General features: G+C 65.7%; 14 protein-coding genes. 8 read left to right on the forward strand and 6 right to left on the reverse strand.

The features are described from left to right. The first annotated feature begins 9 nt into the window (after nucleotides 1-9). The 4 genes from K675_RS0102110 to K675_RS0102125 all read left to right on the forward strand — a co-directional run bounded on the left by K675_RS0102110 (nucleotide 10) and on the right by K675_RS0102125 (nucleotide 4,600). On the forward strand, nucleotides 10-930 hold the full coding sequence (locus tag K675_RS0102110) for a DUF58 domain-containing protein (RefSeq protein WP_051070730.1): 921 nt from the start codon (nucleotides 10-12) through the stop codon (nucleotides 928-930). Further along, nucleotides 927-2,879, forward strand: coding sequence for a transglutaminase TgpA family protein (locus K675_RS0102115; RefSeq protein ID WP_017901857.1), 1,953 nt, complete (start codon nucleotides 927-929; stop codon nucleotides 2,877-2,879). The genes K675_RS0102110 and K675_RS0102115 overlap by 4 nt, the downstream gene beginning before the upstream one ends. A gap of 24 nt (nucleotides 2,880-2,903) precedes the next feature. After that, on the forward strand, nucleotides 2,904-3,668 hold the full coding sequence (locus tag K675_RS0102120; protein ID WP_017901858.1) for a CHAD domain-containing protein: 765 nt from the start codon (nucleotides 2,904-2,906) through the stop codon (nucleotides 3,666-3,668). Nucleotides 3,669-3,805: 137 nt separating this feature from the next. Next, nucleotides 3,806-4,600 carry an acyl-CoA thioesterase gene (locus K675_RS0102125; protein ID WP_017901859.1) on the forward strand — a complete coding sequence of 265 codons (795 nt, stop codon included), beginning with the start codon at nucleotides 3,806-3,808 and terminating at the stop codon, nucleotides 4,598-4,600. A gap of 138 nt (nucleotides 4,601-4,738) precedes the next feature. On the opposite strand, the gene K675_RS30270 is transcribed toward K675_RS0102125, so the two are convergent. The 3 genes from K675_RS30270 to K675_RS0102140 form a co-directional block, all read right to left on the reverse strand. Then, on the reverse strand, nucleotides 4,739-4,972 hold the full coding sequence (locus K675_RS30270) for a hypothetical protein (protein ID WP_017901860.1): 234 nt from the start codon (nucleotides 4,970-4,972) through the stop codon (nucleotides 4,739-4,741). A gap of 84 nt (nucleotides 4,973-5,056) precedes the next feature. Further along, nucleotides 5,057-6,535, reverse strand: a complete 1,479-nt coding sequence (locus tag K675_RS0102135; protein ID WP_017901861.1) for a methyl-accepting chemotaxis protein — start codon at nucleotides 6,533-6,535, stop codon at nucleotides 5,057-5,059. A gap of 80 nt (nucleotides 6,536-6,615) precedes the next feature. Further along, nucleotides 6,616-7,422: a TatD family hydrolase gene (locus tag K675_RS0102140; RefSeq protein ID WP_017901862.1), complete on the reverse strand. Its 807-nt coding sequence runs from the start codon at nucleotides 7,420-7,422 to the stop codon at nucleotides 6,616-6,618. 238 nt (nucleotides 7,423-7,660) lie between these two features. On the opposite strand from K675_RS0102140, the gene K675_RS0102145 reads away from it, so the two are divergent. From K675_RS0102145 to K675_RS0102155, 3 genes are all read left to right on the forward strand, one after another. Next, complete coding sequence (locus K675_RS0102145) at nucleotides 7,661-9,094, forward strand: transglycosylase SLT domain-containing protein (protein WP_017901863.1); 1,434 nt, start codon at nucleotides 7,661-7,663, stop codon at nucleotides 9,092-9,094. 103 nt (nucleotides 9,095-9,197) lie between these two features. Further along, nucleotides 9,198-9,632: a DoxX family protein gene (locus K675_RS0102150; RefSeq protein ID WP_017901864.1), complete on the forward strand. Its 435-nt coding sequence runs from the start codon at nucleotides 9,198-9,200 to the stop codon at nucleotides 9,630-9,632. Between the two features lie 270 nt (nucleotides 9,633-9,902). After that, on the forward strand, nucleotides 9,903-10,211 hold the full coding sequence (locus tag K675_RS0102155) for a hypothetical protein (protein WP_017901865.1): 309 nt from the start codon (nucleotides 9,903-9,905) through the stop codon (nucleotides 10,209-10,211). A 32-nt stretch (nucleotides 10,212-10,243) separates the two neighbouring features. Here the strand turns inward: K675_RS0102155 and greB are convergent, their stop codons facing one another. The 3 genes from greB to K675_RS0102170 are packed head-to-tail and all read right to left on the reverse strand — an operon-like array spanning nucleotide 10,244 to nucleotide 13,963. Continuing rightward, nucleotides 10,244-10,741 carry a transcription elongation factor GreB gene (gene greB / locus K675_RS0102160; RefSeq protein WP_017901866.1) on the reverse strand — a complete coding sequence of 166 codons (498 nt, stop codon included), beginning with the start codon at nucleotides 10,739-10,741 and terminating at the stop codon, nucleotides 10,244-10,246. 34 nt (nucleotides 10,742-10,775) lie between these two features. Next, entirely contained in the window at nucleotides 10,776-13,280 is a 2,505-nt protein-coding gene (locus K675_RS0102165; protein WP_017901867.1) for an ABC transporter permease, read from the reverse strand. After that, nucleotides 13,280-13,963 carry an ABC transporter ATP-binding protein gene (locus tag K675_RS0102170; RefSeq protein WP_017901868.1) on the reverse strand — a complete coding sequence of 228 codons (684 nt, stop codon included), beginning with the start codon at nucleotides 13,961-13,963 and terminating at the stop codon, nucleotides 13,280-13,282. Before K675_RS0102170 ends, K675_RS0102165 begins: the two co-directional genes overlap by 1 nt. Before the next feature lie 10 nt (nucleotides 13,964-13,973). On the opposite strand from K675_RS0102170, the gene K675_RS0102175 reads away from it, so the two are divergent. Next, nucleotides 13,974-14,579: an arylesterase gene (locus K675_RS0102175; protein WP_017901869.1), complete on the forward strand. Its 606-nt coding sequence runs from the start codon at nucleotides 13,974-13,976 to the stop codon at nucleotides 14,577-14,579. Nucleotides 14,580-14,598 lie beyond the last annotated feature (19 nt).

Here is a 14,598-nt window from a genome sequence, read left to right on the forward strand (position 1 = left end):
TGGGCCTGGCTGGCCCGGCGCCTGCCGCCGTCGGCGCGGGTGGAGCTGACCCGGCGCCGGATCTTCATCCTGCCCAACCGGACGGGCGGGGTGTTTGCCGCCTTGCTGCTGCTGATCCTGCTGGTGGCGATCAATTACCAGAACAGTCTGGCCTATGGCCTGTGCTTCCTGCTGTTGTCGCTGTTCGTCGTGGCGATCCTGCACACCTACCGCAACCTGCGGGGGCTGGTGCTGAGCGCCGGGGGTGGGCCGGCAGTGTTCGTCGGGGAGCAAGCCCGTTTCATGGTCCGGCTGGAAAGCACGGAGAAGCGCCACCAGGCGATCCAACTCGGCTGGTCGGCCCAGCCGACCCAGGCCACGGACGTGCCGCCAACGGGCTTCAGCGAGCTGGAACTGACCCGGCCAACCCTGGCGCGCGGCTGGTTGGCGGCTCCCCTTATCGGGGTACGCAGCAGCTTTCCCCTGGGCCTCCTGCGCGCCTGGAGCTGGGTCGACCTGGGCCAGCGCGTGCTGGTTTATCCACAGCCGCTGGAAGGAGAGCTGCCGACCCTGTCCAGCGTGCCGGAGGATGAGCGCGAGCAGGGCGTGCGGTCCCACGGGCAAGGCGTCGACGACTACCAGGGGCTCAAACCCTACCAGCCCGGCGACTCCTGGCGCCGCCTGCACTGGAAGGCCTATTCCCGTGGACAGGGTTCGCTGATCAAGGACTTCGCCCGCCTTGAAGGCCAGGAACATTGCCTGGACTTCCTGGCCCTGGGGGGCGATGTCGAGCAGCGTCTGTCACGGCTGTGCTACTGGGTACTGGAACTGACCCGCCGCGAGCAGCCGTTCGCCTTGCAATTGCCTGGGCGGCGTCTGGCCACCGATAGCGGTGCGGCCCATTGCGAGGCTTGCCTGCGCGCCCTGGCACTGTTTGGGCAGACATCATGAGCAACGGGGCGACGATTTCCCGCGCCAGCCTGGTCTGGCTGCTGCTGGCCCAGGCGCTGGTCATGGTGCCGTTCTGGTTTCATGTGCCGTTGTGGATGGTCGTCTTCTGGCTCGGTTGCACCTTCTGGCGTGTCCAGATCTATCGCATGCGTGCGACGTTTCCCGGGCGCCTGCTGGCGCTGCTGTTGCTGCTGTTCACCATCGGCGGCATCTGGATGTCGCGCAGCAGCCTGATCGGCCTCGACGCTGGCGCGGTGCTGCTGGTGGCGATGTTCATCCTCAAGCTGGTGGAAACCCGCACCCGGCGCGATGCGCTGGTGCTGATATTTCTCGGGCTGTTCTGCGTGGCGGTGGCCTATCTGTTCGAGGACAGCCTGCCGTGGGCCGCCTACAGCCTGTTGCCGATCGGTGCCCTGCTGGCGGCCCTGATCGGCCTGCAAGAGGGCCCCGGCACCCGGCCGCTGGCGACCTTGAAACTGGCCGCGACCCTGCTGGCGCAGGCCGTGCCGTTGATGCTGCTGCTGTTTCTGTTCTTTCCGCGGATCGCCCCGCTGTGGTCGTTGCCGCTGCCGAGCGACAAGGGCCTGAGCGGTTTGTCCGAAAACATGTCGCCCGCCGATGTCGCCGAACTCGGGCGTTCCGCCGAACTGGCGTTTCGTGCCAGTTTCGACGGCCCGTTGCCACCGCGACGGGAGCTATACTGGCGCGCCCTGACCCTGGAGCAGTTCGATGGCCGGCGTTGGAGCCAGTCGCCGGGCGTAGCCTCCAGCCCGCCGCCGCAATGGCAGGCCAGCGGTGAGCCCTGGCGCTACAGCATCATCCTGCAACCGAGCGGCAAGCCCTGGTTGCCGGCACTCGATGTCGCCCGCGGCGAAGCGGGCGACGTGCGTCAATTGGCGGACTACCGCCTGCAGCGTCAGCGCCCGGTGCAACAGGCGCTGCTGTACCGGGCCAGTTCCTGGCCGCAGGTGCCCCGCGACCCGCTGCTCGACGAGCGGGCACGTCGCCGTGCCCTGCAATTGCCGGCCCAGGGCGACCCGCGGACCCGCCAATGGGCGAGCGAACTGCGGCGCACTTATCCACAGCCCGAGGCGCTGGTGACGGCGCTGCTCAGGCATTTTCATGATGAGCCCTATCACTACACTCTCAAGCCGCCGACCCTGGGACCGGACAGCATCGACGGCTTCCTGTTCGACAGCCGTCAGGGTTTCTGCGCGCACTTCGCCGGCGCCATGACCTACGTGTTGCGCGCGGCGGGAGTCCCGGCACGGGTAGTGGCCGGTTATCAGGGCGGCGAGTTGAACCCGGCCGGCGGCTTCCTCACCGTACGCCAGTATGACGCTCATGCCTGGATCGAGTACTGGCAGGCCGGACAGGGCTGGCGCAGCGTCGACCCGACCTACGCGGTGGCACCGCAGCGCATCGACCAGGGACTGGAGCAGGCCCTGGCCGCCGATGAGGGCGTACCGGGGGCCTCGGCGTTCTCGCCACTGCGTTACCGCCAACTGACCTGGCTCAACGAGTTGCGCCTGGGCTGGGATAACCTCAATTACGCCTGGCAACGCTGGGTTCTGGGTTATCAGGGCGAACAGCAGTTGCAGACCCTCGGGCGCTGGTTCGGCGAACTGGCCGGTGTGATGCTGCCGCTCGGTCTGGTACTGATCCTGGCACTGCTGTCGTTATGGCTGTTGCGTCCCTGGCAGGTGAAGGCCGACCCGCAACTGCGTGCCTTCGCCACTTTTGAAAAGCTGCTGCGCCAGCGTGGCCTGGTCCGCGAGCCGGGCGAGGGGCCAGTGGCGTTCGTCGAGCGCGCGGCCATGCGGTTGCCGCGGCAGGCGCGGGACATCCGCCGCTTTGGCGAGTCGTTCGTCAGCCAACGCTATGCTGAAGAAACCCCGTCGATGGATGTATTGCAACAGGCGTTGCAGTCATTGCGTCGCAGTCTTTGAAGTTCGATTTGGGAGGAACTGTCGATGTCGGCCCTGGTGGATCGTTTGGTGGTACAGGTGTTGAACCTGCAGGTGCGGTTGTTGGCCTGTCAGGCGCGGGTCGATGCGCTCACCGACGACGAGGCTCTGCATGACCTGCGCATCGCCGTGCGCCGCCTGCGCAGCCTGCTGCGGCCTTTGCGCGGCTTGCCGGGTGTCGAGCAACTGGAGCAGGCGGCCGCCGAAGTGGGACGGCTGACCACGCCGATCCGCGACCGGGAGGTACTGGCGGCCTATCTGCACCGCCAGGGTCATCATGCCGCGGCCACGCGCCGTACCGCGCAACTGTCCGAGGACTACTGGAGAGTCGCGCGCAGCGCCGAGCTCAAGCAACTGTTCGATGTGCTGGACGCCTTCCCGCGCTTCCTGCGTGCCGCCGAGCATCAGGGCCTGCTCAAGGGCTTGCGCAAGCGCATCGAGAAGCGCCTGGCGAAGCAGTGGCGGGCCCTGGAGGAGGCCCTGCACGCTCCGGGTCATGACCGCCATCGCCTGCGCCTGCTGATCAAGCGGGTGCGTTACGCCGCCGAAGCCTATCCGCAGCTGGATCAGTTGCCGGCATCGGTGTTGCGTCGGCTCAAGGCGGCCCAGGAAGCCCTGGGCGACTGGCATGACTGCTGGCAGTGGCTGCTGCAGGCCGAGACCCAGCAGGATCTGCAGCCCTGCGTCAATGGCTGGCGAGCCACCATGGCCCGCGCCGAGGGCAAGGCCGACAGGATTCTGGAGAAGCTGAGCAGGAACTGCTTTGCCTGAGGCGACGGCTTGTATGACAGGTGATTTGGCCGGAATGGGCGCTTTACCTCCCACGGCGGCTGGTTAAGATTCACTTCCATGATGCAAGCTTCCGGCTTGCGGCGGATCTCAGGGAATACTTGTCAGCCGAGGTGTACATGCGCTTTTCCGATTTGCTCGAGGGGGGCCGCCGCGATCCACAGGCTCTGGTCATTCCGGCCGAGTGGGGCCAGGGGCGCGCGTCTTTTGGTGGCCTGGTGGTCGCGCTCCAGTATGAGGCGATGCGCGCCCGTGTGCCGAGCGATCGCCCTGTCCGTTCGTTGGCGGTGACCTTTGTCGGCCCGGTCGAGCCGCGGGTGCCGGTCAGCTTCGAGGTCGAGGTGTTGCGCGAGGGCAAGGCGGTCAGCCAGGTGCTCGGGCGGGCGGTGCAGAACGGCCAGGTGACGACCCTGGTGCAGGGTAGTTTCGGCGCGTCCCGGGAGTCGACAGTGGCCGTCGAGGCCGAGCCGGCTCCGGCGATGAAGCACTGGGAACAATGCCAGGAGCTGCCTTATGTACAGGGCGTGACCCCGGAGTTCGTGCGGCATCTGGCCATGCGCTGGGGCGTCGGCGGCTTGCCGTTCACCGGTAACGCCTCACGGCAGATGGGCGGCTGGGTGCGCCTGCGCGAGGCCGAGGACGAAGTCCTGAACGAGGCCCATTTGCTGGCGCTGGTGGATGCCTGGCCACCGGCGCTGCTGTCGCACCTGAAGAAAATGGCGGCCGGCAGCAGCCTGACCTGGACCATCGAATTCGTCCAGCCGCTGCTGGAGCTCAGCACCCTGGACTGGTGCAAATACCTGGCGGTGATCGAGCATGCCCGCGATGGCTACGGCCATGTGGCGGCGGCGTTGTGGAGCCCGGATGACCGCTTGATCGCCCTGAGCCGGCAGACCGTCACGGTGTTTGGCTGAAGCCTTGTGGGAGCTGCTGGCGATCCGCCCTAGGCGGCCATCCAGCAAAATCTGCAGTGATAGCAGGGGGCTATCGCCCGCCAGCCGGCTCCCACAGGTTGGCGTGCTTTCACAGGGCAGCACGTCTCCGCCCCGGGCCTAGGCCTCCAGCGTATGACGCTTGCGCTGCAGGCCGGCGGCCGCGACCAGGCCGATCACGCCGATGGCGACGTTGGTCAGGTCCTGGGTGAAGACGCCGCTGGCCAGCAGCAGGAAGGCCAGGGCAAACAGGACCACCGAGAGCAGTTGCAGGCCTTCGCGGGTGCCGTCGTTCGAAGAGTGTGGTGCGACGCGCCATTGCCAGGCGGGAAAATCGGGATGACGTTTGCCCATGATGATGCCCCTTGGTTCGTGGATTCGATGGATCCAGAATAAGGCGGGCAAACGTCGGCGGCGAATCAACTCTTGCTATCGCGCCTATAGCTTGAGCTGACCAATGGCCTTGTTCAATTCACCGGCCAGGGTCGCCAGTTCATTGCTGGTGCTGGCCGAGTCCACGGTCTGCTGCACGGTGTTTTCGGTGACATCGCGGATGCTCACCACGGCCCGGTTCATTTCTTCGGCGACCTGGCTTTGTTGCTCGGCGGCCACGGCGATCTGGGTGTTGCTCTCGCGCATCTGTGCCACCGCGCCAGTGATTTCAGCCAGTGCGGCCCCGGCCTCCTGAGCCTGCTGCACGCAGTCGTCGGCCTTGAACGAGCTTTCCTGCATGAAGTCCACCGCATCGCGGGTCCCGGATTGCAGGGCCGAGACCATGGTGGTGATTTCGTCGGTGGAGTCCTGTACGCGCTTGGCCAGGTTGCGCACTTCATCGGCGACCACCGCGAAACCCCGCCCCATTTCCCCGGCCCGGGCGGCTTCGATCGCGGCATTGAGGGCGAGCAGGTTGGTCTGCTCGGCGATGCTGTGGATCACGCTGACCACGCCATTGATCTTCTGGCTGTCTTCGGCCAGGCGCTGGATCATCTCCGCGGTCTGCTGCACGCCGCTGGACAGGCCGGCGATCGATTGCTGGACACGGCTGACCACCTCCTTGCCGCTGCCGGCCAGGGTATCGGCGGTTTTCGACAGGTCGCGGGTGGCGCCGGCGTGCTGGGCGATGTGGTAGACCGTCGCGGTCATCTCGTTGATGGCGGTGGCGGCCTGGTCGGTTTCGCTCTGCTGGCCGAGCATGCCGTGCTGCACATCGTTCATGCTCGACGCCAGCCGCGCCGCGCCGACATCCAGTTGCGCGGCGGTGCGCGCGACGGTGCCGACCACGCGTTGGTAGCCGGCCTGCATGGCGTTGAAGGCGCTGGCCATCTGGCCGACTTCATCCTTGCACGCCAGTGGCACACGGGCGGACAGGTCGCCGGTCTTTTCCACGTGCAGCATCACGTCCTTGAGGGTATTGAGCTGGCTGAGCAGAAAGCGGATCAGCAATTGCGAGGCACAGAGCATCGCCAGCATCAGGATGAACACGGCCACGGCGTATTGGGTGAAGCGCTCGCCGAACACCTGGGCCAGACTCGGCGCGTAGGCCAGCACGGCCACCCGCTGGTTGTCATGGTTGATCACCTCGGCCCCAAGCAATGGGTTGTCGCCGAACAGCGGCATGTAGTCGTAGCCGACCCAGCCCTGGGCATCGCCCAGGCGCGACAGCAACTGGCCGTTGAGGCTGGGGGCCTGGCCGTTCTGGAACACCAGCAACCGATCATTCCGCGGCAGCGGCTGGCCGGCGGGCCAACTGGCCAGCAGCTGCGCCTCGGCCTGGGCGGCCGCGCGGGCGTCGTCGGTGCGGGCGTGCTGCTCCAGCTGTACCGCGTACAGTACCAGCAGCAGGGTGGTGACGAAGGCCACCGCGTTGACGGCCCAGAATTTGTATTTCAGTGAGATGTTGCTAAGCCAGGCACCCATGGAAGGTCTTCTCTGATTGAGCGGAAACAGCAAGGTGCCATTATTGTGCCATGCCCCAGCCGGGGAGTTCTTGATATGGGTCAAGCAATCGGCGGCAGGCCGAAGAAGGTGCGGGCGCAGGCGCTGCTGTGGGCGGCCAGGTCGGCTTCGGTTTCGCCGCGGTGCAGGGCCACCTCGCGTAGCACTTCGGTGAGGAACGCCGGTTCGTTGCGGCCGTTCTTGGGCTTGGGGCGCAGGCTACGAGGCAGCAGGTAGGGCGCATCGCTTTCCAGCATCAGGCGGCCACGGGGGATTTCGCGCACCAGTGGATGCAGGTGGGTGCCGCGACGCTCGTCGCAGATCCAGCCGGTGATGCCGATGTGCAGGTCCAGGTCCAGATAGCTGAACAGTGCCCGTTGTTCGCCGGTGAAGCAGTGCACCACGGCGGCCGGCAGGCGGTCGCGGTAGTCGCGCAGAATCTCCAGCAGCCGCGGGTTGGCATCGCGTTCGTGGAGGAACACCGGCCGTTGCAGTTCCACTGCCAGGGCCAGGTGTTCTTCGAGGACTTTTTCCTGTTGCGGGCGTGGCGAAAAATCGCGGTTGAAATCCAATCCGCATTCACCCACCGCACAGACGTTCGTCTCCTTGAGCAGGGTTTTCAGACGGGCGGCACTGTCGGCGTTCCAGTCGCTGGCGGAGTGGGGGTGGATGCCCGCCGTTGCGAACAATTGCAGACCGCTCTCATCCAGCGTCCGGCATAGCTCCAGGGCCTGTGCGCTGCCCTCGATGCTGGTGCCGGTGACGACCAGTTGGCAGACCCCGGCGGCCTGTGCGCGGTCGAGTATTTCCCGGTGTTTGCCGGAAAAAGCCGGGTTGGTCAGGTTGACGCCGATATCGATGAGTTGCATGGTTCGTCCTCAGGCCACAGGCCGGAAAGCATATCAGAGCTGTAGATTTATAATAAAAACCAAGAACTACAACGAGTTATGACTGTCTTTTAAGGCCGCAAGCGAGCAGTGCCAGCTTTCAAGCCGCTGCCGTCCCCGTCTTGCGCACCTTGATTCGCGTTCACAGAGACGCTCGGTTCCAACGACCCGTACCAGGCCATGGGGCTTGCGGCGGGACAGTATTCTTTGCGGAGAATGGATGAAGCGACCCTCGCTGTTGCTCCTGCTGTGCCTGTTCCTGCTGCCGTTGCCGGCGGTTGCGCGGCTGGCCGGGCCATTGGAAATCGGCCAGCCGGGCAAGGTCCGCGACCTGGCGGAAATCCGCGGCAGCCGCGTCCTGCGGGTGCTGGTCAACCAGAGTCGCAACAGTTCGGGAGAAATCCAGGGCGAGGCGATCGGCGTCGAGTATCACCGCCTGCGTGCCTTCGAGCAGTACCTGAACGGGCATGCCCGGGATAATCAGCAAATCACGCTCAAGCTCATTCCCAAGGCCAAGGACCAGTTGCTCGGCGCGCTGCAGCGTGGCGAAGGCGACCTAGTCGCTCCGGGTGAGTTGCTTGATGCGCAACCGGGGCCTGCCGTCAGCGCCAGCGAGGCGATCGGCAGCCCGGTGCCGCTGTTGCTGGTGGGACTCAAGGGCGAGAAGCGCATTACCCGGGTCGAACAGCTTTCCGGACGCACGCTGACCCTGAGCACCGGCAGCGCCGCCGCCAATGCGCTGGAGCAGATCAACCAGAAGCTGGCCCTGCACAAGCTGTCGCCGGTGAAGGTCGAATGGGTCGATGCGAGCCTGGCGGTGGAGGACGTGCTGGAAATGGTCCAGGGCGGGATCTTTCACCTGACCATCGTCGAGCAGCCGATTGCCGAGCGCTGGGCGAGGGTCATGCCCAAGCTGCGTTTCGACCGGCGGGTACTGGTCGGCGAGCCGGGCCAGATGCGCTGGTTCGTGCGCCGTGATGCCTCGATGCTGCTGGCCAGCATCGACCGTTTCCTCGGGACCTACAAGGCACCGGCCGACCAGGACGTGGTGTTCCTGCGCATCTATCGGCGCCTGTATCAGGTGCATTATCCGCTGGCCCGCGATGACCGGCAGAAGCTGGAGAAGCTTCGGCCGGTGCTGCAGCGGCATGCCCAGGCCCAGGGTCTTGACTGGCTGAACCTGGCCGCACTGGCGTTCAAGGAGTCGGCACTGGACCCGGCAGCCCGGGGTGCGAGCGGGGCCACCGGGCTACTGCAGATCACCCCCTCGGCGGCGCAACGGGTCGGCGTGGGCAATATCCAGAATGTCGATAACAACGTGCAGGCCGGAGCCAAGTATCTGGCGATGATCCGCCGCAAGTTCTTCGCCAGCCCCAAGCTCAACGAGCGTGAGCGCATGGCCTTTGTCCTGGCGGCCTACAACATGGGGCCCGAGCGGGTCCAGGGCATGCGCGCCGAGGCGCGGCGGCGTGGATTGAACCCCAACCAGTGGTTCTTCCAGGTCGAACGGGTGGCGATGGAGCAGGTGGGAATGGCTCCGGTCAACTATGTTAATAGTGTGAACAAGTACTATCTGGCGTTCGATCGGGAGCGCGGTTCCCTGGAAAGGGATTCTCTGGAACACAACGGAAGGAAGGTTGCTTCACGGAAATGATCGGATATTTCGATTGTTGTGTCAGGTTTTTTGCGCTTTTTCAATTTTAAAAACTGATTAATATGGCGTCCATCAACTCGACATTTGAATTAAGGATTCAACCATGAGCACTCTGACCCAACGCGTCCTGAACACCCGTGCCGGCTACGGCCTGACCGTCCTGCGGATTCTGGTGGGGATCATCTTTGCCGCCCACGGCGCGCAAAAACTCTTCGGCCTGTTCGGTGGCTACGGCTTGGCAGGCACCGCCCAATGGATGGAAAGCATCGGCCTGGCACCCGGCCACCTGATGGCGCTGCTGGCGGGTGGCACCGAGTTCTTCGGTGGGCTGGCGCTGATCATCGGCCTGCTGGCACGTCCTGCGGCGCTGGGCCTGACCTTCACCCTGGTGGTGGCGATTCTCTCGGTACACCTCCACAACGGTCTGTTCATGAGCAACAACGGCTATGAATTCGCCCTGGCCCTGCTGGGTGGCACCCTTGCCGTACTGATCGAAGGCGCCGGCAAGGCCTCGGTCGATGGCATCATCAACCGCTGATCTTTCCGGATGATCACCCAAGGCCCGCCCTCGCGGGCCTTTTTCGTTGTCATGCTCGCACGGGACATTGTCCGGCGCGATTCTTGACAGTGCCCCCCGCGCTTCTCTAGGATGCCGTGCATGCGCCGATTTAAACAGCTACTTGCGGGGCGCCAGGGGGGCGACAGCGCTCCGCCAGAGGTCTGGTCCAGGTCTCGAAATACCGCTAAAGCGCTGGTTCGGTGTTGCCTCACACCTGCCCGGCAGATCGTTGAGGCGGAGACACGCACGTTGAACAATCCACGCCCTGTCGTACGTCTGGTGCCGATCACGGCCAACCTTCCCGAACGCAACCCGAAAATTCTCCTGTGCGGCCAGAACCAGCCAACGCTGCTGCGTTGCCTGGACGGCTGGCCGCGGCGCAAGGGGCGGGCTTCGGCGTTCCTGATCCAGTTTGTGGAAGAGGGTGATTCGCTGGAGCGCTTTGCCGATGACAGCTTCGACATGGCGGTGATCCAGTCGCCGAATGCGGAGCAGGCCGAGACGGTGATTCACCAGTTGACGCGCGTGGCACGACAGGGGCTGATTACCCGGCGCTGAGCCTGTCGGGATTCAAGTGAGTCCTTCGCGGATCAGGGATAGTCGATGGCGGTGATGTACACCAGTTGCTCGCCCGTCGGTGTCATCACCCGCACCTCGGCATCCAGCGTCTTGCCGATCAGGGCGCGGGCCAGGGGCGAATCGATGCTGATCAGGTTCAGCTTCAGGTCCAATTCGTCCGGGCCGACGATGCGGTAGCGCGACTCCTTGCCATCCTCGTTCTCGATGGTGACCCAGGCACCGAAATAGACCTTGTTCGGATCGCTCGGGCGTTCGCCGACCACCTTGAGGTTTTCCAGGCGTTTGGTCAGGAAGCGCACGCGGCTGTCGATCTCGCGCAGCATCTTCTTGCCATAGGTGTATTCGGCGTTTTCCGAACGATCGCCCTGGGCGGCCGCCTCGCTGACCGCCTGCGTGACTTGCGGCCGGCGCACGTGCCACAGCTCATGCAGTTCGGCGCGCATGCGCGCCTCGCCCTCGGGGGTGATCAGGGCGGTGCCGGCGGTACGGGGAGGGCGATAACGGCTCATCGTCATTCCATTGGACAAACAGGGCGCGAGTCTATCAGCCCTCGCGCAGCACTGTCAGCGGGCTGGCATTCAGCGCCCGGCGGGTGCCGAAGACGCCGGCGCCGCCAATCATCAGGGCACCGAGCAGCGGCAGCAGCAACAGCCACGGATGCGGGTGCCAGGGCAGGTCGAAGGCGAACCGGTACAGCACCAGGCTCACCAGTTCCGCGCCGAGCGCGGCGAGCAGGCCGCTGGCGGCTCCGAGCAGGCCGAACTCGATCCGCCGCGCCTTGACCAGCAACCGCCGCTCGGCGCCCAGCGCCCGCGCCAGCGCGCCCTGGCGAATACGTTCGTCGAGCGTCGCCTGCAGCCCGGAGAACAGCACCGCCATCCCCGCCGCGAGGACGAACAGCAACACGTACTCCACCGCGATGGTGACCTGGGCGAGGATGCTGCGCAGTTGTGCGAGCAGAGCCTCGACCTGCAGGATGGTCGCCGCCGGGAAGGCCCGTGACAGCTCGACGATGTCCTTGTCATGACCCGGCGCCAGATAGAAGCTGGTCAGGTAGGTGGCCGGCAGATCCTGCAGGGTGCCGGGCTGGAAGATCATGAAGAAGTTCGGCTGGAAGTTGTCCCAGTTGATACTGCGCAGGCTGCTGACCCGCGCCTCGCGCTGGCTGCCGCCGACGCTGAAGACCAGATGGTCGCCCAGCTTGATCTTCAGGCTGGTGGCGACCTTGGCCTCCACCGAGACCTCGGGAATGTCGCCGCCGGGCTGGTTCGACCACCAGTTGCCGGCCGTGAGGGTATTGCCCGATGGCAGGTCGGCGGCCCAGGTCAGGCTCAGGTCACGCTGGATCGCCCGGTCGCCGGCACTGTCCTTGCTGACGATCTCCTGCACCGGTTCGCCGTTGATGCTGATCAGGCGCCCCGGCACCACCGGGTAGATCGGTGCCGACTGTGCCGACAGCTTGATCAGGTGATCGCGGAAACCGTCCTTGTCCGCGGGCAGGATATTCAGCGCGAAGTAGTTCGGTGCGTTCTTCGGCAACTGGTTCTGCCAGGTGTCGAGCAGTTCGCCGCGCAGCAGTGCGATCAATGCCATGGACAGCAGGATCAGCCCGAATGCCAGGGACTGGCCCGCGGCGGCCAGCGGGTGGCGCAGCAGTTGGCCGAGGCCCAGGCGCCAAGGCAACGAGGCTCGGGCCAGCAGCCGGCGCAGGCTCTGCAGGCCGAGCAGCATCAGGCCGCCGAGCAGCAGGGCGGCAAGCACGCCACCACCGAGCAGGGCGAAGGTCAGCACCAGGTCCAGGCTCAGTCGCCACATGATCAGGCCGAGGGCCAGAAGGGCGGTGCCGTAGACCATCCAGGTACTGGCGGGAATCGGCAGCAGGTCGCGGCGCAGCACGCGCAGCGGCGGTACCCGGCCCAGTGCCGCCAACGGCGGCAGGGCGAAGCCGGCCAGGGCGACCAGGCCGGTACCGATGCCGGCCAGGGCCGGGGTCAGCCCGCCGGGCGGTACGTCGGCGGGCAGCAGGTTGTGCAGCAACTGGAACAGGCCCAGTTGCGCCAGCCAACCAAGCAGCGCACCGCTGATGCAGGCGAGCAGGCCGAGAATCGCCAGTTGCAGGCTGAACAGGGTCATGGCCTCCCGGCGCGACAGCCCGAGGCAGCGCAACAGGGCACTGGCATCGAAGCGACGGGCGGCGAAACGGCTGGCGCTGAGCGCCACCGCCACGCCGGACAGCAGCACCGCGACCAGGCTCGCCATGTTCAGGTAGCGCTCTGCTTTGCCCAGCGCGCCGCCAATCTGCTGGTTGCCGTCGCGGGCGTCGAGCAGCCGCTGGTTGGCTGCCAGTCCCGGCTTGAGCAGGTCGCGATAGGTCGCCAGGGCACTGGCCGGGCCCCGCCAGAGCTCGCGGAAATTGACCCGGCTACCGGGCTGGACCACGCCGGTGGCCTCCAGGTCCGCCAGGTTGATCAGCACCCGTGGCGTCAGGCTGTAGAAGTTGGCGGCGCGGTCCGGCTCGTAGGTGAGTACCCGGGCGATGCGTACGGTCTTCATGCCGACATCGATGCTGTCGCCGATCTTCAGGTTCAAGGCGCTCATCAGCCGTGCCTCGACCCAGGCTTCACCAGGAGCCGGGCCGCCGCCGGCGGTTTCGGCACCGAATGGCTCGGCAGCGCTCTTGAGTTCGCCGCGCAGGGGATAGTGCTCGTCCGCCGCCTTGATGCTCGACAGTTGGATGCCATTGTCGGTGGCGATCACACTGGAGAACTCGACCACCCGGGCATGCTCGAGACCGAGCTCACGGCCACTCTGGACCTGCTCCGCACGGGCCCTGGAGGTACCGTCGAGCACCAGGTCGGCGGCGAGGAACTCCGTGGCGCGCAACATCATCGCGCCGTTCAGGCGGGCCCCGAAATAGCCGATGGCGGTACTGGCCGCCACGGCAACCAGCAGGGCGAAGAACAGGACCCGCAACTCACCGGCGCGGGCATCGCGCTGCAGTTGGCGGGTGGCGAGGCTGAACAGACGCAACAGCGGCAGACGTGCCATCAAGGCTCCAGGGGCGCGACCAACTGGCCGGCATCAAGGCGGATCAGGCGCCGGCAGCGATGGGCCAGGCGTTCGTCATGGGTCACCAGCACCAGGGTGGTACCGCGTTCCTTGTTCAGCTCGAACAGCAGGTCGCTGATGCGCTCGCCGGTGTGGCTGTCGAGGTTGCCGGTGGGCTCGTCGGCGAACAGCACGTCCGGCTCGGCGGCAAAGGCCCGGGCGATCGCCACTCGCTGCTGTTCGCCGCCGGACAACTGTCGTGGCGAGTGGGTCAGCCGCTTGCCCAGGCCGACCCGTTCCAGCAGGTCGCGGGCGCGTTCCCGTGCGTCGCCGCGGCCGTCCAGCTCCAGTGGCAGCATGACGTTTTCCAGGGCATTGAGACTGTCGAGCAGTTGAAAGCTCTGGAACACGAAGCCGACATGCTCGGCGCGGATGCGCGCGCGCTGGTCTTCGTCGAGGCTGCTCAGGGCGCGTCCGGCCAGGATCACATCGCCGCCACTGGGCAGGTCGAGGCCGGCCAGCAGGCCGAGCAGGGTGGATTTGCCGGAACCGGACGCGCCGACGATGGCCAGGCTGTCGCCCCTGTTCAGGTGCAGGGAAAGAGGGTGCAGGATGGTCAGTTCGCCTTCCGCGCTGGGAACCACTTTGCTAAGGTTCTGCGCGGTGAGAATGCTTTCGCCCATGGAGAATCCGATGCGAGTTTGGTTTTTGAGTGCCGGCCTGGCCCTGATGTGCATGGCTCAGAATGCGGCGGCGGGCACGGTCCTGATCGTTGGCGATAGTATCAGCGCGGCTTTCGGCCTGGATACCCGTGTCGGCTGGGTCGCCCTGCTGGAAAAGCGGCTCAGGGACGAGGGTTTCAAGGACAAGGTGGTCAATGCGTCCATCAGCGGCGACACCAGTGCGGGCGGCCAGGCGCGGCTGCCGGCGCTGCTTGCGCAGCACAAGCCGGAGCTGGTGATCATCGAACTGGGCGGCAACGATGGCCTGCGTGGGCAGCTTCCTACACAATTGAAACAAAATCTTGCATCAATGATCGATGATTCCCGGGCCAGCGGCGCCAGGGTGCTGTTGCTCGGCATGCAGTTGCCGCCCAACTACGGTGCCCGCTACACCAAGGCGTTCGCGGAGGTCTATCCGGCCCTGGCCGAGGAGAAGAACGTCGCGCTGGTGCCGTTTTTTCTCGAAGGCGTGGGCGGTCACCCGGAGCTGATGCAGGCCGATGGGATCCACCCGGCGGCCGCTGGTCAGGACAAGTTGCTCAATAACGTCTGGCCGACCCTGAAACCGCTGCTTTGAGCTTTTTTACCGGCGGTTT

Source organism: Pseudomonas fuscovaginae SE-1, from assembly GCF_000364705.1.
Classification (GTDB): domain Bacteria; phylum Pseudomonadota; class Gammaproteobacteria; order Pseudomonadales; family Pseudomonadaceae; genus Aquipseudomonas; species Aquipseudomonas fuscovaginae_A.

Bases quoted from the DNA above. Each gene is read 5' to 3' on its own strand.
- K675_RS0102115 (WP_017901857.1), top strand. From the start codon at position 927: ATGAGCAACGGGGCGACGATTTCCCGCGCCAGCCTGGTCTGGCTGCTG.
- K675_RS0102120 (WP_017901858.1), top strand. From the start codon at position 2,904: ATGTCGGCCCTGGTGGATCGTTTGGTGGTACAGGTGTTGAACCTGCAG.
- K675_RS0102125 (WP_017901859.1), top strand. From the start codon at position 3,806: ATGCGCTTTTCCGATTTGCTCGAGGGGGGCCGCCGCGATCCACAGGCT.
- K675_RS30270 (WP_017901860.1), bottom strand. From the start codon at position 4,972: ATGGGCAAACGTCATCCCGATTTTCCCGCCTGGCAATGGCGCGTCGCA.
- K675_RS0102135 (WP_017901861.1), bottom strand. From the start codon at position 6,535: ATGGGTGCCTGGCTTAGCAACATCTCACTGAAATACAAATTCTGGGCC.
- K675_RS0102140 (WP_017901862.1), bottom strand. From the start codon at position 7,422: ATGCAACTCATCGATATCGGCGTCAACCTGACCAACCCGGCTTTTTCC.
- K675_RS0102145 (WP_017901863.1), top strand. From the start codon at position 7,661: ATGAAGCGACCCTCGCTGTTGCTCCTGCTGTGCCTGTTCCTGCTGCCG.
- K675_RS0102150 (WP_017901864.1), top strand. From the start codon at position 9,198: ATGAGCACTCTGACCCAACGCGTCCTGAACACCCGTGCCGGCTACGGC.
- greB (WP_017901866.1), bottom strand. From the start codon at position 10,741: ATGAGCCGTTATCGCCCTCCCCGTACCGCCGGCACCGCCCTGATCACC.
- K675_RS0102165 (WP_017901867.1), bottom strand. From the start codon at position 13,280: ATGGCACGTCTGCCGCTGTTGCGTCTGTTCAGCCTCGCCACCCGCCAA.
- K675_RS0102170 (WP_017901868.1), bottom strand. From the start codon at position 13,963: ATGGGCGAAAGCATTCTCACCGCGCAGAACCTTAGCAAAGTGGTTCCC.
- K675_RS0102175 (WP_017901869.1), top strand. From the start codon at position 13,974: ATGCGAGTTTGGTTTTTGAGTGCCGGCCTGGCCCTGATGTGCATGGCT.